Below are 19,912 nucleotides of genomic sequence, written 5' to 3'. Positions count from 1 at the left end.
TCCTAGAAAGCACAGACAGTACTGAATCTGATCGAACAGTACTGCTTCGCAAGTAGTACTGCAAGAGGTTCACTAGTACTATTTGACGCATGAGCACCCCCGCACCCGAGTTCGCCACGCGTCGCCGCGAGGAGCTCTTCGACGGGATGGTCGACCTGTTTCTGTCTGAGGGCTTCGCCCATCTGACGCTCGACGAGATCGCCGCGCGCCTGCGCTGCTCCAAGTCGACGCTGTACACGCTGGCCGACAGCAAGGCCCATCTCGTGCGCTCGGCCACCGTCCACTTCTTCCGTCGCGCGGTGGCCGACATCGAGGTCCGCACCGCCGGCGTGACCGGTGCCCGCGAGGGGATCATCAGCTTCCTCGAAGCCATCGGCGCCACGCTGGCCCCGGCGTCGGACCAGTTCATGGCCGATCTCGACGCCTTCGCCCCGGCCCGCGAAATCTACGAACAGAACACCCGGATGGCCGCCGACCGGGTGCGCGGCATGATCGACGCGGGAGTGGCCGACGGCGACTTCCGCGGCGTTAACGCCGCCTTCGCCGCCGACCTCGTGGCGACCATGCTGACCCGGATCCAGCAACGCGGGGTCCGGGCCAGCACCGGTCTCGACGACGCCAGCGCCTACCGTGAGCTGGCCGCACTGCTGACCAGCGGTCTCCGCAAGTAGGGGCGCGGCCGACCGGCGGAATCACCCCCGCGGGGTCGGCATCGGAACCGGCTGCGGAGACGGATCCCGCACGGTCTCCGGGTCCGTACCGTCCCAGCACTCCACGCCGGTCAGCCCGGGAATGTCGTCGCGATGGAACACCGGGTCGAGGCCGGCCGCCCGCTGCGCGGAGAAGTGCCGCAAGAGCACCACCGCGACGCCGCCGATCAGGAACAGGCCGACGATGTTCACCGTCGCCATCAGCGAGGAGAAGACGTCGGCGAGGTTCCAGACCAGCGACACCTTGGCGATCGCGCCGAAGAATACGAACCCGATGACCACCAAGCGGAACGAGTTGAGCACCCAGCGACGCGGCGTGAGGTAGGCGATGTTGGTCTCGCCGTAGTAGTAGTTGCCGATCACCGAACTGAAGGCCAGGAAGAACAGGATCACCGCGAGCAGCGGACCGGCCCACGAACCGACGTGGTGCGCGAGCGCGGTCTGGGTGAGTTGGACGCCCTCCAGGTCGCTCCCGTAGTCGGGGTCGGACAGCAGGATGATGAAGGCCGTCGCCGAGCAGACGATCAGGGTGTCGAAGTACACGCCCAGGGTCTGGACCAGGCCCTGCTTGGCCGGGTGCGAGACGGCCGCGGTCGCCGCGGCGTTCGGCGTGGAGCCCATGCCTGCCTCATTGGAGAACAGTCCGCGGCGCATGCCCTGCATGATGGCCGCCCACAATCCTCCGCCGACGAACTCTCGGATACCGAAGGCCGACGTGACGATGTCGCCGATCACGCCGGGCACGGCTGTCAGATTCATCAGCACCACGAACAGGGCCAGGGAGATGTAGAGGACCGCCATCACCGGCACCAGCACCTGCGAGACGCCGGAGATCCGATGCACGCCGCCGAAGATCACCAGGGCGGTGAGCGTCGCCAGCAACGCCCCGACCACGTACGGCACCCAGGCCGCGTCGGCGCCGAGCGCGAGGTCGACCGCCGAGGTGATGGAGTTGGATTGCACCGCGTTGAAGACGAGGCCGTAGGTGAAGGTGATGGCCAGGGCGAACAGCACCGACATCACCAGCCCGAGTCGACGGTTCTTGATGCCCCGCTTCAGGTAGTAGGCGGGGCCGCCGCGGTAGTCGGCGCCGTCGCGCACCTTGTACAGCTGCCCGAGCGTCGACTCGACGAAGGCGGTCGCGCCGCCGACGATCGCCAGTACCCACATCCAGAACACCGCGCCGGGTCCGCCGACCGTGATGGCGACGGCCACGCCGACAACGTTGCCGGTGCCCACGCGGGAGGCGGCCGAGATGCAGAAGGCGCGGAAGGCCGAGATCTGCGCGGCGCCCTCCTTGGTCTTCGGTGTCGGCTCGCTGATCGCGCGGAACATCGCGGGCACCATCCGGAGCAGCGCGACGCGGGTGCGCGCGCCCCACCAGAGTCCGGCACCCACGAGCAGCACGATGAGTACGTACGCGTACCACTCGTTGAACCAGACGACGGCGTTGTCGAGAACGTCCATTCGGGAAGTGTAAGTCCGACGCCGACCCCCGCCCGTCGCAGGCTCGCTGCGGAGCGCCGGATCAGATCACGCGGCCCACATCGTTGGCGACGAGGTCGTCGAGTGCGCGCTCGGCCACCGCGGCGATGGTCATCGACGGATTGCACGCGGCGGTGTTGCCCGGGATGAGAGCACCGTCGACCACGTACAGCCCGCGCTGACCGTGCACCCGTCCGCTGAGGTCGCACACCGTCTCCATGCAGGCCCCGCCGAGCGCGTGCCAGGTGGAGTTGACCACGCCGTTGGTGTCGCCGAGCACGGCGCCCGGGCCGGCGATCGCGGTGGCCGTCGGGTGGATGTGGCCCCACTGGATCTTCCGGTCCCCGCCGGCCGGCCAACGCAAGACGGCGTCGTCGCGCGCCGAGTCGTAGACGAAGCGGCCGCGATCGGCACTGACGCCGAAGCCCACCATCATCGTCGTATGCAGGTCGGCGCCGATCGACGGGATGGATGCCTGGATCACCGTGTGCGCGGTCTTCGGGTCCGACCAGTTGCGGCTGCCGTAGACCACCGGCCCGCCCTGCGTGGCGCCGAAGTCGGCGGTCGGCGACGTCCACGTGTAGATCCGGTCGGCGTTGGTCCCCCAGCCCCGACCGACCTCGTCGGGCAGGTCGGGAATGGCGCCGGTGGCCTTGGCGCGCACCAGAAGTCGTGTCGTGTGCACGCTGCCCGCGGCCATGATGAGCGTGCCCGCGGTCAGGATCTTGCGTTCCACCACCCGGCCGCGCAGATCGGTGCGGTCGACGTGCACGCGCCAGCGCCCATCGGGCGTGCGTGCCACGTCGCGTACCTCGTGCAGGGTCGCCACCGTGAGCCGGCCGGTGGCCCGCGCCTGCTTGAGGTAGGTGACGTCCACGCTGTGCTTGCCGCCGTTGTTCACCCCCATCGCACCGGACCCGTCGGTGTACGACGGTCGCATCTCCCCGCGCAGTTCGGCGAGCGCATAGTTCCAGTCGATCGGCATCGGGATCTTGGACACCGGCCGACCGGCCCGGCGCGCGTGGGCGGCGAAGGCCCGCGCCGCGCGATACTCCGGCGCACGGACCAGCCGATCCGGAGCGACGGCCAACTTCAACATCCGCGCCACCCGCGGATAGTGCACGGCGTCCAGTCGCGACCAGTCCAGCGCCGCCGGCAGGTGCTCTTCGAAGACGTCACGCGACGGCTGCAGCGACATCCCTTGGTAGACAAGCGATCCGCCGCCCAGCCCGGCCGGCGCCAACGCGGTGATGTTGTCGCCGACCACGGTGTCGACGAGACCGACGTACGGCGCCACCTCCAGCGGACGGCCGAACAGTTGCGCCGCGCTGCGATGCCAGAGCATCCGCTCGTCCGGACTGGTCGGGTTGGGGAAGGTCTGGGCGTTGGGCCCGGTGCGCCACTCGCGGCCGCGTTCGAGCAACAGCACCGGCACCCCGGCCTGGGTCAACCGGAGCGCGGCCACGCCGCCACCGAAACCCGAGCCGACCACCACCACGCGATGGTCTTCGCGGGTGAGCCGGACCCGTCCGGGCCGTGCGGCGACGGGCCCGGCTTGGGCGGTCGCCGACAGGCCGGCGGCTCCGGCGAGCACGCCCGCGGCACCCGCGAGGAATCCACGGCGGCTCAGTGCGGTGCGGGGTTCTGCAGTCATGCGTCGTCTCCATTCCAATGCGCGTCAGGTCGACCCTGACGCGGCGACATTCTCAGTCAGTTGCCTTACTTGTGACCACGGGCGGGGCCGACGGAATGCCGACCAAGGACGCCTGCGGACGCCGTCTTACGGCCCCACGAGCACCGTGGGGCATCATGGGCCCATGAGCGGTGAACCCGGCGCGCAAGCCACGCAGACTCGGCACCTGCTGCTCACCGCCGCCGAAGACCTCTTCGCCGAGCGCGGCCTGACCGCCGTCTCCAACCGTCAGATCTGCGAAGCCGCAGGCCAAGGCAACAACTACGCCGTGAGCTACCACTTCGGCTCCCGCGAAGGCCTGCTCGAAGCACTCCTGCGATCACACAATGAGCCGATCGAACACATCCGCCAGCGCATGGTCGACGACCTCGGCTACATCACCGAGGTCCGCGACTGGCTCCGCTGCCTGGTCCAACCCCAGTTGGAGTACATCGGCACCGCGTCCCGGCACACCCATTTCGCCACCCTCTGCGCACAGATGGCCGTCGACCCGGCGAACACCGGAATCCTCTACAAGGCCGCGGCGGATTCACCGTCGCTCCTACAGATCCTCGAGGGTTTCTACCAGGCCCTTCCCGCACTCCCGCAGGAAGCGGTCACGGTACGGAACCTGATGACGCAGAACGTCCTGATCGCGACGTACGCCGACTTCGAGCGTTCCCGCAATGAAGCCGACGCCCCCGACACGGTGTCGTGGCAGGCGTTCTCCGATGCCATGGTCGACGGCCTTCTCGGCCTCTGGCTGGCACCCGCCACCTGAACGGCGCGCACCGGTTCATCCCTTTCGCCACGCTGAGCGCACCCTGCGCCCGACATGAGTTTGAGTCACTTGACTGAGATATGGAAGGCGTGTCAGCCTCTTTGTGACGTGATTCACGATCGCATGGTCATTGCCTGCCGCCACTGAGTCCGTCCACCACTGCCACGGCACACTTCCAACGATCGGGGTCGTTCATGCTGCCAACATCATCGAGAGGTGCGCGGCGCCGTTCGCTGGCGCTCCTCACCGCCTTCACTGCGACGGTCGCGATGGCGCCCGTCGCGGCCGCACCGGCGGCGCCGCTGCCCATTGCCAAGGCCGACTGCGGCCCCGGCTCCCAACCCGAGCGGGGCCTGCAGGGCGACGTCCCCGCCGCCGACCGCGACTCGGGGCGCAGCATGCAGGGCTACTCCTGCAACGTCGAGCGCCTCGGCTCCTACCAGGGCGAAGGCGCGGGCATCACGTCCACCAGCTACGAGAACTGCGGCTACACCGGCAGCATGTTCCCCACCGCGATGGTCGGGGAGAACAGCGGCGTGACGGTGATCGATGCGAGCAACCCGCGAGCGCCGCGCAAGACCGCCTCCCTGCGCGCCCCGGCCTTCCAAGCCGGCACGTGGGAGAGCCTCAAAGCCAATCGCAACAGCAAGCTCCTCGTCGGCGCCGGAGTTCCGTTCCTCACCGGCGCCGGCCTCCTCGCCGTCTACGACATCAGCGACTGCGCCCGCCCGAAGCTGCTCAATCCCGTCGTCGGGTCGCTGTCGGCACCGCTGGCGATCACCGCACACGAGGGCGGCTTCTCCCCCGACGGAAAGACGTACTGGGCCATGGGCATCGGCCCCGGAATGATCAATGCCGTAGATCTCAGCGATCCGAGTCGCCCCAAGGTACTGGCCAACGCGCTGACCGCTCTCGAGAATCACGGTGTCGGAGTGAGCGCCGACGGCAACACGCTGTACGTCTCCCACAACTTCGGCGGAGTGAGTATCTGGGACGTCAGCGCCGTCCAACGTCGCGATCGCAATCCGCAGATTCGGAAGCTGTCGCAGGTCGACTGGACCAGCGGCGCACTGACCCAGCACAGCATTCCGGTGACCTACGACGACCACGACTACCTGTTCACCGTCCTCGAGGGCGGATCCGGCGGCGTGAAGCTGGTCGACGTCGACGATGCACGGAAGCCGAAGGTGGTGAACGAGCTGAAGCTGGAGATCAACCTTCCCCAGCACCGGGACCGCGCCCTCGCTTCCAGCTCCGGCGGCGGGCTGTTCGCCTACGAGTCCCACTACTGCGCCGCTGATCGCCCGGTGAACCCGACCGCGCTCGCCTGCGGATGGACCTCGTCCGGCGTCCGGGTCTTCGATGTCCGAAACCCCAAGCGCGTCAAGGAGATCGCCTACTTCAATCCACCCGCACAGACCGGGCGGCAGCTCGAGCTGCTGAACTCCGCCCACACCCTCGCCTCGGTGATCGGTGTCCCGTTCATCTCCAGCAGCGGCATTCTGGAATCACTGCGTCAAGGACAGTTCGATCCGCGCCAAGCCCGCAGCAACCGCTTGGGCCGCGTGATCGGCGACCTGTCCACCGACTGGTGTTTCTCGCCGCCGGAGTGGCGCGGGGACAAGCTCTACGTCGGCTGCTCGGACAGCGGATTCCAGGTCCTGCAACTCACCAACGACGGGTGAGTCCCCTGGAGTGGTGGGGTTTGGTGGCTCGCTGAGGGCGGTGGACACGCCGGAGAGCTTGGTGTCGCCGTTGGGGTGGGCCATCGCGTGATGATCAGTGAGTTACCTCACAAGTGACTCAACTGAAAGGCAATCACGCGATGACCCACGACCATTCTGCCCTGCTCGAGCAACTGACTGAACTCGGCACACTCCGATCCGATGAACTCGGTCTTGCCGGAGTGCTCCCGGAGATCCTGCGGGCCGGCTTGCAGGCCCTGATCGAGGCCGAGGCGACAGCGGCGATCGGCGCCGGCCGTTACGAGCGCTCGGCGGACCGAACGACGGTCCGCAACGGGCATCGACCCAAGACGATCTCGACGCCGGCCGGTGATGTGCGGGTGAAGATTCCCAAGCTGCGGGCTGGGTCGTTCTTCCCGGTCCTGCTGGAACGACGCCGCCGGATCGACAAGGCCCTCTACGCGGTGATCATGGAGGCCTACGTGCAGGGTATCTCGACCCGCAGTGTCGACGATCTGGTGCGGGCCATGGGCGTGGACTCCGGGGTCTCCAAGAGTGAGGTATCCCGGATCTGTGCAGGTCTCGACGCTGAGATCGCCGAGTTCCGGGAGCGTTCACTGACCCACACCGAGTTCCCGTATGTGTTCTGCGACGCCACGTTCTGCAAGGTCCGTGTCGGCGCGCACGTGGTCTCCCAGGCGCTGATAGTGGCTACCGGCGTGTCGATCACCGGCACCCGCGAGGTCCTGGGTACCGCTGTCGGGCAGAGCGAATCGTACGAGTTCTGGCGCGAGTTCCTGGCAAGCTTGAAGGCCCGTGGGCTGCACGGGGTGCATCTGGTCATCTCTGACGCCCATGCAGGATTGAAAACCGCTGTGGCACAACAGTTTACGGGTGCCACGTGGCAACGGTGCCGCGTCCATTTCATGAGGAACCTGCACGGAGCGGTCGCGGCGAAACAGCAGCCCGTCGTTACCGCCGGAGTGCGGACCATCTTCGCTCACACCGAAGCGAAAGATGTTGCCGCGCAATGGGATCAAGTCGCCAACACCTTCGACGGGCCGTTCCCCAAGGCGGCAGCGATGATGCGGGACGCGAAAACCGACGTGCTGGCATTCTCAGCGTTCCCGAAGCCGCACTGGCAGAAAATCTGGTCGAACAACCCGATCGAGCGACTGAACAAGGAAATCAAACGACGCGCCGACGTCGTGGAGATCTTCCCGAACCCCGCCGCGTTCCTCCGACTCGCGACCGCCGTCGTGATCGACGCACACGACGAATGGCAAGTCACCCGCAGATACATGTCCGAGGTCTCCATGGACGAGCTACGCGAGGTCCTCGCCGAGAAGGACAAGGCCGCCGCACTCATGGACGCGCAAGCCCAAATCGCATAGCGTTCACAACGACTCGTTGATCAGAACGCGTGACTCTACGCCCGATCCGAAGTCCACCACCCCAAGGGGCACTATCCCAACGACGTCTACACCCCGCCTGCCGACCAGCAGTCGCACGTCGGCTCATGACCGCACCGTCGACCCACCTCAGACACCGACTGGTGCTCGGACTGGCGATCTCCACACTCGCGGTCTTCGCCGCGATCGCCGGATTCCTGTTGCGGCCCTTGATGATCGACGATGCGGGGCCCGTCGGCTCGGCGCCGCCATCGCTCAGCGCCGTGGAGGTCGGGTTCCTGCAGGACATGCTCGGCCATCACCAGCAGGCGGTCGCGATGGGCAAACTGATCGACCGTCCCGGCGTCGATGACGCCGTCCGCACGCTCGGCAGGCAGATCGCGGTGACCCAGCAGTTCGAGATGGGCACCATGTCCGGGTGGCTGCGCATGCAGGATGAGCCGTTGGCCAATCCCACGCCGATGAACTCGATGACGCGCTACGGCGCCGTTGCTGAGCCGCACGCTGCGGGACAGCACGGCGAGGCCACCGGTGCCCACGAGATGCCGGGCATGGCTACTCCCGACGAGTTGGCCGCACTCGGCACCCTGCCCGCGCGCGCCGCCGAAGACCAGTTCCTGAAGCTCATGCAGGCTCACCACTACGGCGGCATCGCGATGGCGCAGGACCTCACCGCGCGCTCGCCGAACGGGCTCGTCGCACAACTGGCCGCCGGCATGGTCTCCACCCAGAGCAAGGAGACGGCACTGATCGGCGTGATGCTGAACGAGCACGGCATCCACTCCTGACCCCCGCCGCGTCCGCTCGCTATCCCGTGTCGCGACCCTGATCCCGCGTCGAGGTCGGAGCCCGCACGGCGACTCGGCAACAGGGTCGCGACACGGGCCTACCAGCGGCGGGCGGCGGTGCGGCAGACGGTCGGGCTACCAGGCCTCGCCGAGGTCGGCGTGCCGGGAGATCCACGCGTGCATCACGATGCCCGCGGCCACGCCGGCGTTGATGCTGCGGGTGGACCCGAACTGTGCGATCGACACTGTCAGCGCCGCAGCCGAACTCGCCTCGTCGGTCACGCCGGGCCCCTCCTGCCCGAACAGCAGCAGGCAGTTCTCCGGCAGTTCGGTCTCCTCGAGGCGGACCGAGCCGGGGGTGTTGTCGACGGCCACCACGGTGAGCCCGTGCTCGCGCGCCCAGGCGATCAGCCCGGCGACGTCGTCGTGGTGGTACAGGTGCTGATAGCGGTCGGTCACCATGGCGCCGCGGCGGTTCCAGCGTCGTCGTCCGACGATGTGCACACCCCCGGCGAGGAAGGCGTTCGCGGTGCGCACCACGGTGCCGATGTTCGCGTCGTGGCCCCAGTTCTCGATCGCCACGTGCAGGCGGTGCCGCCGGGTATCGAGGTCGGCGACGATGGCCTCGCGCGTCCAGTAGCGGTAGGCGTCGACCACGTTGCGGCGGTCGCCCTCGGCGAGAAGTTCCGGGTCGTAGCGGGGATCGTCGGGCAGCGGCGCCCCGCGCTCGTCGAGCCACGGTCCCACGCCCACCGGCGCACCGATGCCGCTGTGCCATTCGGTGGGGCCGGCCTCCGACGCGGCATCCCCGGTCGGCGCGGTCACCTCTGACTGGTCGGTCAACGACGCGCGGCTCGGCTCAGGCCAGGCCGAGGTCGGCCAGCCCGAGCAGCGAGCGGTACGGCACGCCCTGCGCGCGGATCACGTCGTCGGCGCCGGTCGCCCGGTCCACGACGGTGGCCACACCGATCACCTCGGCACCGGCTTCCCGCGCGGCGAGAACGGCATTGGCCGGGGAGGCGCCGGTGGTGGAGGTGTCCTCCACCACGAGGACGCGCTTGCCCGCGATGTCCGGGCCCTCGATACGGCGCTGCATGCCGTGTTCCTTGACCGCCTTGCGGACCACGAAGGTGTCGATCGGTCGGCCGTCGGCGTGCATGATCGACGTCGCCACCGGATCCGCACCCAGGGTCAGACCGCCCACGGCGTCGAAGTCCCAGTCCGCGGTCAGCTCACGCATCAGGGCGCCGATCAGGCGGCTCGCCTCGTGGTGCAGAGTGGCTCGACGCAGGTCGACGTAGTAGTCGGCCTCTTTGCCGGACGACAGGGTCACCCGACCGTGGACCACCGCCAGTTCGGTGACCAGTTCGGCCAAACGCTGACGCGCGGTCTCGTCGAGAGCAGGTGAAGCGGCCATGGCGTGCAGGTCTCCCAGGGTCAGGGTTCAGTCGGAATCAGTCGAGCGGATGCGTGTCGCCGCGCGGCGGCAGATCCGGCGGATCGAGCCGATCGCGGGTGGGTCGCTGGCGCATCGGCGCCGGACGCTGCGGAGCGGGACGCTCGTACGACTGCGCCTCGTGCGCGGGGCGCTGCTGGGGTGCCGGGCGCGACGGACGCGGGGCGTCGTAGTAGTCGTCGGACTCCTCGACGTGACGACGCGGGCGGGGCGTGGCGTCCAGCGGCGACGGGCGGGGTCCGCCGGTCGGCGCGCTGTAGGGAGCGGCGGGGAGCGGACCGTCGGCATCGTCGTCGTCATCGAGGCGACGACGACCGCGCCCCTGCTTGTCGCGCAGCGCATCGGTCTTCTCGTCGGCCAGCTCGTCGCTGATCGGACCGTGCGGGTCGCGCGGGGCCGGCGCATCCTGCGGATCCACCGCGGGCGGCAGCACGCGCAGCAGGTCGGCGAAGCGGCGCACCGTGTCGAGTGCGACGTCGAGCCGCTCGTCGTCGGTGGTGAGCGGCATGGAGCCGAGCGCCCAATTGCCCTCGTTCCAGAAGATCTCCAGGTACGACGGCGCCTCGGTGGCCAGTGCCACCATGCGGCGGTCGCAGATCCGTCGGGCCGCGTCGAGGTTGCTCGCGAACATCACGCGCGAACCCATCGCCCCCAGCAGGTCGAGGTCGCCCTCGGCGGGCGCGAGCACGTCCTCGTACCGCAGGTCGACGGACACCGACGACGCCTCCGGGCGTCGCACGGCGACCACGGTCGCGGTCTCGGCGAGGTCGAAGACGACTGCCTCGGCGCCGGCGTAGAGGCCGTAGGCCACGTCGCGCACCTGCACGTGGTCGGGCACGTCCATGGCGGCACGGTGGAACGCCGTCAGCAGCTTGCTGTCGGCGTCACGGAACTTGAAGGAATGCTTCTGGCCCCACACTGCACGCTGGTGATGCACCTGCTGGGACCGGTTATGGTCCAACCAGAGCAGCACGCCTGCGCCGATCAGCGCGAGGGCCGCAATCACGAAATAGACGGTGGTCATCGGGCTTAGCCTACTATCGAACGCTCACGCACCGGAGGACGACTCGACTCCTCCTGCCGGAACTGATGAAAGGACGACGATGAAAACGCCTTCTGCGGCCGCAGTCGATGCCCTCGCCCAGACGGTCGACGTCGCCCTGATCGAAGCTCTGACCAGCACCTTGGTCGAGACGCCCAGCGTGAACCCGGGCGGCACCGAGGCCGCTGCCGCGGCCGTGCTGGCCGACGCCTGCCGCACCGCCGGATTCGCGGTGAGTCTCACCGAGGCCGCCCCCGACCGCCCGAATGTGCTGGCGAGCATGACCGCGGCGGGTTCCGGCCCCGGTCTTCTCCTGCTGGGTCACTCGGACGTGGTTCCGGCCGGCCCCGACTGGACCGGCGACCCGTTCGTCGTCCGGCGCGACGGCGACCTGTTGATCGGGCGCGGAACCACCGACATGAAGGGCGGCCTGGCCGCCGCCGTCGCGGCGATGTCGGCGCTGTCCCGCGCCGGCGAGTTCGGGATCGCACTGTCCGGCCCGGTGCACTTGTTGGCGACCGTGGACGAGGAGGAGCACGGCACCGGCGTCCGCCGGTTCGTCGCCGAGCCCCCGCCGCTGGAGTTCCTCGGCGCCATCGTCGCCGAACCGACCAGCCTGCAGGTGGTCCGCGGGTGCCGCGGAGCGTCGTACCTGGACATCGAGATCACCGGCCGGGCCGCCCACTCGGGCCGCCCCTCCGACGGACGCAGCGCCATCGAGGCCGCCGCCGCGGTGATCGATCTGATCATGACCGACCAGGCCGCCATGGCCGCCCAGTCCGATCCCCTACTCGGCTTCGGCACCTGGAACGTCGGCGTGATCGACGGCGGGCAGGGTATCTCGGTGGTGGCGCCCAACTGCTACCTCGGCGTCGACCGACGCCTGATGCCGGGCGAGTCGATCGAGGTGATCGCCCAGGACCTGGGCGACGCGATCAGCGGCGCCGGGATCGACACCGACGGCATCACCGTGACCCTGCGCCCCACCATGGAGATGCCGGGCTTCGCGACCGACGAGGATCATCCCCTCGTGCGCGCGGTGACCGCGGCCGTCACCGACAGCGGTGCGAGCACCTCGGTCGGCGGCTGGACCGCGGCCTGCGACGGCGGCTTCATCAGCCGCGACCTCGGCGTGCCGACCGTGGTGATGGGACCGGGCGACATCAACGGCCAGGCCCACCAGCCCGACGAGTCGGTCTCGCTCACCGAGCTCGCCACCGCCGCGCGCGCCTACGTCCGCGCCGCCGTCAGCATGCTCGGCTGATCCTGACCGGCAGTCACTCAGACGACGTCGGACACCCGGATCCCGACGGTGCCCGACGCTCCGCGCCGCAACCGCGACCCGAGGATGGTCAACCGGCCGGCCAGGCCGTACTTGCGCTCGATGAGACGGGCTGCCGTGGCCCGGTCGATCACCTCACCGACGCCGGCCACCACCGGACCGAAGGTCTTCTTCCCGCGCGCATCGCAGGCCTGCACCAGCACGTTGTTGTTGTGCCGCAACCGCTTCACCTTCCAGGAATCGGTCACGGTCCAGAGCACCAGCTGATCGCCGTCCGGGGCGGCCCACAGCGGCGACGCCACCGGCGTCCCGTCCTTGCGGTAGGTCGTGAACATCACGTACTGGGCTCGAGCGATCTCGGCGACGGTCGCGGTCATGGCCCTCAGGCTAGTCGAGGCCGCGCCGGGTCTCCGGTGCCGCAACCCGGCGCACTCGCCCCGCGGTCGGGCCCGACCGGCCTACTATCGAGGCGTGAGCACCCCGCGCATTCTCATCGTCTTCTCCAGCCTCTTCGGCGCCAACTCGTCGTTGGGCGCCTTGGCCCAATCCGCGCTGACCGACGCCGGCGCCGAAGTCCGGATCCGCCGCGTCCGGGAGGTGGCGCTGCCCAGGGACGTGCAGCCGGCGGCACAGAACCAGCCGCTCGCCGACGCCGACGATCTCGCGTGGGCCGACGGTTTCGTCTTCACCTCGCCGTCGCACACCGGGCTGCTGTCGGCGTCGATCAAGGCGTTCATCGACGAACACCACGACGCCGCCGTCGCGGGCCACTACTTCAACAAGACCTTCACCGCGATGGCCACCGCGGCCTTCGCCCATTCCGGTCAGGAACGGGTGGTGGACGACCTGAACGCGGTCGGCGCCTCCTGGGGCTGCATCCTGGTCCCGCCGAGCACGGCCAGCGCCACGATGAACAAGCTCGACGGCAACCCGTACGGCCTGAGTTTCGTGCTCAGCCACGGCCAGATCCCGGACCCGGCGATCGCCCGCGAGGTGCTCAACGAGCACCTGGGCCGTTTCGCCGCCGTCACCCGGGCCGTCGCTCCGCTGCGCGGCCGCGACGGTGCGAGCGACTGACGCCGCCTGCCCGCGCTAGCCGACGAACACAAACCGCCCCGCTCCGAGATTCTCGGAGCGGGGCGGTTTTCCTGCGGGCTGCAGAATTGTCGACGGTCAGCCGACCGTGAGCGAGTCCGTCGCCGGGTCGACGTCCACGTGCACCGTGTCGCCGTCGCGGATCTCACCGGCCAGCAGCGCCTTGGCGAGCTTGTCGCCGATGGCCTGCTGCACCAGGCGACGCAGTGGACGGGCGCCGTAGAGCGGGTCGTAACCGCGCTCGCCGAGCCATTCCTTGGCGTCGTCGGTCACGTCGAGCGTGAGTCGACGCTGCGCCAGACGGTCGGCCAGGTTCTTCAGCTGGATGTCGACGATCGCCACCAACTGCTTCGGGCTGAGCGCCTCGAAGATCAGCACGTCGTCGAGCCGGTTGATGAACTCCGGCTTGAACGCCGCACGCACCGCCGCCATCACCTGATCGCGGTCCCCGCCGGCGCCCAGGTTGGACGTCAGGATGAGAATGGTGTTGCGGAAGTCCACCGTGCGACCCTGGCCGTCGGTGAGACGACCTTCGTCGAGCACCTGCAGCAGCACGTCGAAGACGTCCGGGTGGGCCTTCTCCACTTCGTCGAAGAGCACCACCGAGTACGGACGACGACGCACGGCCTCGGTCAGCTGCCCGCCGGCCTCGTACCCGACGTAGCCGGGAGGCGCGCCGACGAGTCGTGCGACGCTGTGCTTCTCGCCGTACTCGCTCATGTCGATCCGGATGATCGCGTGCTCGTCGTCGAACAGGAACTCGGCGAGCGACTTGGCGAGCTCGGTCTTACCCGTGCCCGTCGGTCCGAGGAACAGGAACGAGCCGGTGGGCCGGTTCGGGTCGGCGACGCCGGCCCGGGCACGACGCACCGCGTCGGACACCGCGACGATGGCCTCTTCCTGGCCGATCACGCGCTGACCGATGTGGCTCTCCATGCGGAGCAGCTTCTCGGTCTCGCCCTCGAGCATCTTGCCCGCGGGCACGCCCGTCCACGCCGAGACCACCTCGGCGACGTCGTCGGGACCGACCTCTTCCTGCAACATCACGTCACCGGAAGCGTCGCCGCCGACCTTTTCGATCGCCGCGTCGAGCTCCTTCTCCAGCGCCGGGATACGCCCATACCGGAGTTCAGCGGCCTTGCCCAGGTCACCGTCGCGCTCGGCGCGATCGGCCTCCCCGCGCAGGTTCTCCAGCTCTTCCTTGACGTCGCGGACGGCGTCGAGCGAACCCTTCTCGGCCTGCCAGCGGGCGGTCAGCTCGTTGAGCTTCTCGCGCTGGTCGGCGAGCTCGGCGCGGAGCTTGTCGAGCCGGTCCTTGGACGCGGCGTCGCTCTCCTTCTCCAGGGCGAGCTCTTCCACTTCCAGACGACGGACCATGCGCTCGATCTCGTCGATCGCGATGGGCCGGGAGTCGATCTCCATGCGCAGGCGCGAGGCCGCCTCGTCGACCAGGTCGATCGCCTTGTCGGGCAGGAACCGGGAGGTGATGTAGCGGTCGGACAGGCTGGCCGCGGCGACCAGTGCGGAGTCGGTGATGCGCACGCCGTGGTGCACTTCGTAGCGCTCCTTGAGGCCGCGCAGGATGCCGATGGTGTCCTCCACCGAGGGCTCGCCGACGTACACCTGCTGGAAGCGTCGCTCCAGGGCGGCGTCCTTCTCGATGTACTGGCGGTACTCCTCCAGCGTCGTCGCGCCGACCAGGCGCAGCTCGCCGCGGGCGAGCAACGGCTTGATCATGTTGCCGGCGTCCATCGCCGAGTCGCCGGTCGCGCCGGCGCCGACGATGGTGTGCAGCTCGTCGATGAAGGTGATGATCTGGCCGTCGGCGGCCTTGATCTCGTCGAGGACGGCCTTGAGTCGTTCCTCGAACTCACCGCGGTACTTGGCGCCGGCCACCATCGCACCCAAATCCAGGGAGACGACGGTCTTGTTGCGCAGCGACTCGGGCACATCGCCTTCGACGACGCGCTGCGCCAGGCCTTCGACGATCGCCGTCTTGCCGACGCCGGGCTCGCCGATGAGGACCGGGTTGTTCTTGGTACGACGGCTCAGCACCTGCACCACGCGACGGATCTCGCTGTCGCGGCCGATCACCGGGTCCAGCTCGCCCGCACGGGCACGCTTGGTGAGGTCGGTGGAGTACTTCTCCAGCGACTGGTAGGTGTCCTCCGGGTTCTCGCTGGTCACGCGGGCCGTGCCGCGGACGGCCTGGAAGGCTTCGCGCAGCGCCTCGGGGCCCGCGCCGACGCCCTGCAGCAGCTTGGCCGCGTCGGATTCGCCGGTGGCCAGGCCGACCATGAGGTGTTCGGTGGAGACGTACTCGTCGTTGAGTTCGGTCGCGAGGTTCTGCGCCGCGGTGATGGCGGCGATCGACTCGCGGCTCAGTTGCGGCTGCGCGCTGCTCGACGACACGACGGGCGCACGACCGACGAGGTTCTTGGCCTCGGTCAGGACATGCTTGGGGTCCACCCCGACCGCCTTGAGCAGCGGGGTGGCGATGCCGTCGGCCTGCTCCAGCAGTGCGACGAGGATGTGGGCCGGACGCACATCGGAATTACCCGCGGCGGCGGCGTCTTGAACGGCAGCCTGCAGCGCAGCCTGCGTCTTGGTGGTCGGGGTGAAGCTGTCCACGAGGTTCGCCTTTCTTCAGCGGTTCAAGTCTTCCCCGAAGCCTGGCTTCGGGCCTGCGGTACAGGAAATCTTGTGAGGCGTTTGGGCCTCTCGTGTAGTTCCAACCTCCGCAGGGTTGAGTCTGTTCCGCTAAGGTTTGCCTACAGCCGTGAAGCACATCACACCCACTGCTTCCGCGGGCGCCGACATCCCGGGTTGGGAGTCGAAGAAGTGCCGCAACTGTTCAGCCCTGGGAGCCCATCTACCCGATATATACTCGATATATCTTCGAAGGAGTCGTCATGGTCGCCCGAGTTCTCGTCACCCTGCCCGACGATGTGGCGACTGAGTTGCGCGAGACCATCCCGAAGGGCCAGATCAGCAAGTTCGTCACCGAGCAGGTCCAGCGAGGGCTCCAAGAACACGGCCTGCGGTCCATGGATGACGCGATCGCCGACATCGTCACCCACGACAAGGCCTTGCTGGACCGCCTCGGCAACGTGACCTAACGGTGCTCTGGACACCGCAAATCACCGACATCATCCGCGTCTACCAGGCCGTCTACGGCGAGAGCCCGCAAGTCCGGGACCTGGGCCTGCTGGAAAGCAGTGTCCTCCGCCCCAGCGTCAGCGCTTTCGGCGAACAGCAGTACCCGACCCTCTCGCTCAAGGCCGCGGCACTTCTGGACTCGCTGTGCCGTAACCATGCACTCGTCGACGGCAACAAGCGATGCGGATGGATCGGGGTCCGTCTCATCTACTTCCGCAACACCGGAAAAGTGTGGACCCTCGGCGACGACGCCGCTCACGACCTCATCATCGAAGCCAGCAGCACACACCTCGACCTCGCCGAGCTGGCCCGCCGACTCGATGAGGGATTCACCAGCCAACGGTCGGGCCGGTAACCGCGAACCCGTCCAACTCACGTTGGAATGCGTGGGCTGTAATTAGCCTGGCGAGTGCGGCGAGAACAGCTGAAGGAGAGAATGACTTGAGCAAGCTGGGCAACTTCGTGTGGGGAATCGCGGACCAGCTCCGCGGCGTATACAAGCCGCACCAGTACGGCGGGGTGATCCTGCCGTTCACCATCCTCCGGCGCCTGGACTGCATCCTCGAACCGCACCGCGACGAGATCCGCGCACTGGCAGAGAAGTACGCGGGTGGCGCGCTGGAAGTGCAGGTCAAGCGCAAGACCGGGCTGTCGTTCTACAACACCAGCCCGTTCAACTTCACCACGCTCCTCGAAGACCCCGAGGGCCTGCGCGTGAACCTGATGGACTACATCACCAGCTTCTCGGCGAACATCGACGTCTTCGAACGGTTCAAGTTCGAGAACGAACTCGCCACCCTGGACGAGAAGAACCGCCTGTACCTGATCACCTCGCAGTTCGCGGAAGTGAACCTCCACCCCGACACCGTCCCCAACGCCGAGATGGGCGACCTGTTCGAGCACCTCATCTTCAAGTTCGCCGAAGCCTCCAACGAGGAGGCCGGCGAGCACTACACCCCGCGCGACGCGATCCGACTCATGGTGGATCTGCTGTTCGCCGAGGACAACGAAGCCCTCCTCGAGCCCGGCAGCGTCCGCACCATCTACGACCCGACGGCCGGCACCGGCGGCATGCTGTCGGTCGCCGAAGAACGACTCCTCGAACGCAACCCCAGCGCACGCCTCCGCCTATACGGGCAGGAGATCAACGACCAGTCGTACGCCATCTGCAAATCCGACATGATCGCCAAGGGCCAGGACGTCGACAATATCCGACTCGGCGACACCCTCTCCGACGACCAGTTCTTCGACCGCACCTTCGACTTCTGCATGTCCAACCCTCCATACGGAGTGGACTGGAAGGCCTCCGCCGAGGAGGTGAAGAAGGAAGCACTCGCGCAGAACTCCCGCTTCTCCCACGGACTGCCGGCGATCGGCGACGGCCAGATGCTGTTCCTGACCCACCTCGCCTCCAAAATGCGGACGCCCCACGACGGCGGCGGCCGCGCAGGTATCGTCCTCAACGGCTCACCACTGTTCACCGGCGCCGCGGAATCGGGACCGTCCAAGATCCGGCAGTGGCTCCTCGAATCCGACCTCGTCGAGGCGATCGTCGCCCTGCCGACCAACATGTTCTTCAACACCGGCATCGCCACCTATATCTGGATCCTCGACAACACCAAGCGCTCGGAACGACAGGGCAAAGTCCAGTTGATCGACGCCACCTCGTTCTGGACCAAGATGCGCAAGAGCCTCGGCGCCAAGAACCGCGAGCTCGACGAAGCCGCCCGCGACAAGATCTTGGCCCTGTACGACGCCTTCGACGACGCCGATCCCGACTTCTCCAAGGTGTTCACCGCCGACGATTTCGGCTACTGGACCATCACCGTCGAGCGCCCACTCCTCGACGAGAATGGCAACCCGGTGACCGACCGAAAGGGCACCCCGAAGCCCGACCCCAAGAAGCGCGACACGGAAAACATCCCCTTCACCTACGGCGGCAACACCGATGGCGACCTCGGCCGCGACGCCACCATCAAGCAGTACTTCGCAACCGAAGTCCTCCCCCACGTCCCCGACGCCTGGATCGACGAGAAGAAGACCAAAGTCGGCTACGAAATCCCCTTCACCCGCCACTTCTACAAGTACGTACCGCCACGGCCCCTAGCCGAGATCGACGCGGACCTGGACAAGCAGGTCGCAAAGATCATGGAGCTGCTACGGGAGGTAGAAGGCCAATGATCAGGTGGCACGAACTACCACTGCGGCGACTCGCCGAGTGTTGGGACTATCTGCGAGTACCATTGAACTCAGAGCAGCGAAACGAGCGCCCTGGCGCAATTCCTTACTGGGGCGCCAATTCCATCCAAGGGTACGTCGACATACCTCTCGTGGACGAAGAAGTCGTGCTTATTGGTGAGGATGGGGCACCGTTCTTCGATCGAAACCGGCCCGTCGCATTTCACATTGATGGGCCGATCTGGCCCAACAACCACATACACGTACTGAAACCAAACGGTCAGACGGACGCGCGATGGCTCGCATACGCACTGAATTGCGTCGACTATAGTCGATACATCTACGGATCAACTCGAGACAAGCTGACCCAATCAGCACTCATGCGGATTGTTGTAGCCGTGCCCCCAACTGTCGAAGAGCAGCGCACCATCGCCGACTTCCTGGACCGGGAGACGGCCCGGATCGACACACTCATCGAGGAACAGCAGCGGCTCATCAGCCTACTCCGTGAACGTGAACGCACGGCTACAACAGTCACGTTCGGTTGCCGCGTTACTCGAGGAGAGCGCCTAAAATGGCGGTTCGACGAAATTGACGATCGCGCTGGTACCCGATCGACCGTGCTACCGCTGATGTCGGTATCCATCACGTGGGGCGTGCGCCGACGCGACGAAGTGACCGAGAACATCCCTCGCGCGGAGGATTTATCCAACTACAAGATCTGCCGAGCCGGAGATATTGTAATCAACCGTATGCGAGCCTTTCAGGGTGCACTTGGAGTCTCACGCGAGAACGGAATAGTCAGCCCTGATTACGCCGTGCTACGCACCCGCAACATCGTCAGCACCGAATGGCTAGCAGCAGTAATGAAGAGCGACTTATTTGTCGCTGAAATGGCTAGCCGAATCAAGGGCATCGGTAGCGCCGATCTAGGGTCCGCCCGAACACCACGGATTAATATAAGTGACCTTTCAGAGATTAGGGTCGACATACCGCCCTTCGCCACACAGACGTCAGAAATTGACCAGTACCGCACCCAGAGGGCACGTCTAGTGTCGCTGATTGAAGCAGCAGAGACATTCATAACCTTGGCGCGGGAGCGTCGCACAGCCCTGATCACGGCCGCAGTGACCGGGCAGATCGATGTGCGAGATGAGGTGGCCTGAG

The 19,912-nt window shown here is 67.3% G+C and carries 18 protein-coding genes; 11 read left to right on the top strand and 7 right to left on the bottom strand.

Features of this window, described 5'->3' with window-relative positions; genetic code table 11:
• The first annotated feature begins 89 nt into the window (after positions 1–89).
• Complete coding sequence (locus tag MUG78_RS08035) at positions 90–671, top strand: TetR/AcrR family transcriptional regulator (RefSeq protein ID WP_246993715.1); 582 nt, start codon at positions 90–92, stop codon at positions 669–671.
• Between the two features lie 21 nt (positions 672–692).
• Here the strand turns inward: MUG78_RS08035 and MUG78_RS08030 are convergent, their stop codons facing one another.
• Together MUG78_RS08030 and MUG78_RS08025 are read right to left on the bottom strand one after the other, a co-directional pair.
• Entirely contained in the window at positions 693–2,177 is a 1,485-nt protein-coding gene (locus tag MUG78_RS08030; protein ID WP_246993714.1) for an alanine/glycine:cation symporter family protein, read from the bottom strand.
• A gap of 61 nt (positions 2,178–2,238) precedes the next feature.
• Complete coding sequence (locus tag MUG78_RS08025; protein WP_246993713.1) at positions 2,239–3,849, bottom strand: GMC oxidoreductase; 1,611 nt, start codon at positions 3,847–3,849, stop codon at positions 2,239–2,241.
• Positions 3,850–4,012: 163 nt separating this feature from the next.
• Here MUG78_RS08025 and MUG78_RS08020 point away from each other — a divergent pair, with 163 nt between their 5' ends.
• The 4 genes from MUG78_RS08020 (at position 4,013) to MUG78_RS08005 (ending at position 8,533) form a co-directional block, all read left to right on the top strand.
• Positions 4,013–4,648 carry a TetR/AcrR family transcriptional regulator gene (locus MUG78_RS08020; RefSeq protein ID WP_246993712.1) on the top strand — a complete coding sequence of 212 codons (636 nt, stop codon included), beginning with the start codon at positions 4,013–4,015 and terminating at the stop codon, positions 4,646–4,648.
• A 194-nt stretch (positions 4,649–4,842) separates the two neighbouring features.
• Positions 4,843–6,333, top strand: a complete 1,491-nt coding sequence (locus MUG78_RS08015; RefSeq protein WP_372493162.1) for an LVIVD repeat-containing protein — start codon at positions 4,843–4,845, stop codon at positions 6,331–6,333.
• A 140-nt stretch (positions 6,334–6,473) separates the two neighbouring features.
• A complete protein-coding gene (locus tag MUG78_RS08010; protein ID WP_246996919.1) occupies positions 6,474–7,727 on the top strand; it encodes an IS256 family transposase in 1,254 nt (417 codons plus the stop codon).
• 125 nt (positions 7,728–7,852) lie between these two features.
• Positions 7,853–8,533, top strand: a complete 681-nt coding sequence (locus MUG78_RS08005; protein WP_246993711.1) for a DUF305 domain-containing protein — start codon at positions 7,853–7,855, stop codon at positions 8,531–8,533.
• A 135-nt stretch (positions 8,534–8,668) separates the two neighbouring features.
• Here MUG78_RS08005 and MUG78_RS08000 read toward each other — a convergent pair whose 3' ends face one another.
• Genes MUG78_RS08000 through MUG78_RS07990 form a run of 3 tightly spaced genes read right to left on the bottom strand, consistent with a single transcriptional unit; the run spans position 8,669 to position 11,013 of the window.
• Complete coding sequence (locus MUG78_RS08000; protein ID WP_246993710.1) at positions 8,669–9,376, bottom strand: TrmH family RNA methyltransferase; 708 nt, start codon at positions 9,374–9,376, stop codon at positions 8,669–8,671.
• A 16-nt stretch (positions 9,377–9,392) separates the two neighbouring features.
• Positions 9,393–9,950 (bottom strand): orotate phosphoribosyltransferase, encoded by a 558-nt coding sequence (gene pyrE / locus MUG78_RS07995; RefSeq protein WP_246993709.1) that lies wholly within the window; start codon positions 9,948–9,950, stop codon positions 9,393–9,395.
• 37 nt (positions 9,951–9,987) lie between these two features.
• Positions 9,988–11,013: a TtfA family protein gene (locus tag MUG78_RS07990; protein ID WP_246993708.1), complete on the bottom strand. Its 1,026-nt coding sequence runs from the start codon at positions 11,011–11,013 to the stop codon at positions 9,988–9,990.
• Between the two features lie 79 nt (positions 11,014–11,092).
• Between MUG78_RS07990 and MUG78_RS07985 the strand changes: the two genes are divergently transcribed.
• Positions 11,093–12,295 (top strand): M20 family metallopeptidase, encoded by a 1,203-nt coding sequence (locus MUG78_RS07985; RefSeq protein ID WP_246993707.1) that lies wholly within the window; start codon positions 11,093–11,095, stop codon positions 12,293–12,295.
• Positions 12,296–12,312: 17 nt separating this feature from the next.
• Here MUG78_RS07985 and MUG78_RS07980 read toward each other — a convergent pair whose 3' ends face one another.
• Positions 12,313–12,690: a PPOX class F420-dependent oxidoreductase gene (locus MUG78_RS07980; protein WP_246993706.1), complete on the bottom strand. Its 378-nt coding sequence runs from the start codon at positions 12,688–12,690 to the stop codon at positions 12,313–12,315.
• A gap of 94 nt (positions 12,691–12,784) precedes the next feature.
• On the opposite strand from MUG78_RS07980, the gene MUG78_RS07975 reads away from it, so the two are divergent.
• Positions 12,785–13,390 (top strand): NAD(P)H-dependent oxidoreductase, encoded by a 606-nt coding sequence (locus MUG78_RS07975; protein WP_246993705.1) that lies wholly within the window; start codon positions 12,785–12,787, stop codon positions 13,388–13,390.
• Between the two features lie 96 nt (positions 13,391–13,486).
• On the opposite strand, the gene clpB is transcribed toward MUG78_RS07975, so the two are convergent.
• Positions 13,487–16,039, bottom strand: coding sequence for an ATP-dependent chaperone ClpB (gene clpB, locus MUG78_RS07970; protein ID WP_246993704.1), 2,553 nt, complete (start codon positions 16,037–16,039; stop codon positions 13,487–13,489).
• Between the two features lie 281 nt (positions 16,040–16,320).
• On the opposite strand from clpB, the gene MUG78_RS07965 reads away from it, so the two are divergent.
• From MUG78_RS07965 to MUG78_RS07950, 4 genes are all read left to right on the top strand, one after another.
• Complete coding sequence (locus MUG78_RS07965; protein WP_246993703.1) at positions 16,321–16,527, top strand: hypothetical protein; 207 nt, start codon at positions 16,321–16,323, stop codon at positions 16,525–16,527.
• Between the two features lie 20 nt (positions 16,528–16,547).
• Entirely contained in the window at positions 16,548–16,922 is a 375-nt protein-coding gene (locus MUG78_RS07960) for a type II toxin-antitoxin system death-on-curing family toxin (protein ID WP_372493286.1), read from the top strand.
• Between the two features lie 86 nt (positions 16,923–17,008).
• Positions 17,009–18,748: a type I restriction-modification system subunit M gene (locus MUG78_RS07955; RefSeq protein ID WP_246993701.1), complete on the top strand. Its 1,740-nt coding sequence runs from the start codon at positions 17,009–17,011 to the stop codon at positions 18,746–18,748.
• Complete coding sequence (locus MUG78_RS07950) at positions 18,745–19,911, top strand: restriction endonuclease subunit S (protein ID WP_246993700.1); 1,167 nt, start codon at positions 18,745–18,747, stop codon at positions 19,909–19,911. The genes MUG78_RS07955 and MUG78_RS07950 overlap by 4 nt, the downstream gene beginning before the upstream one ends.
• Position 19,912 lies beyond the last annotated feature (1 nt).

The sequence above is a fragment of the Gordonia alkaliphila genome, assembly GCF_023017165.1.
Classification (GTDB): domain Bacteria; phylum Actinomycetota; class Actinomycetes; order Mycobacteriales; family Mycobacteriaceae; genus Gordonia; species Gordonia alkaliphila.
This window is presented reverse-complemented; position numbering and strand designations above follow the sequence as displayed.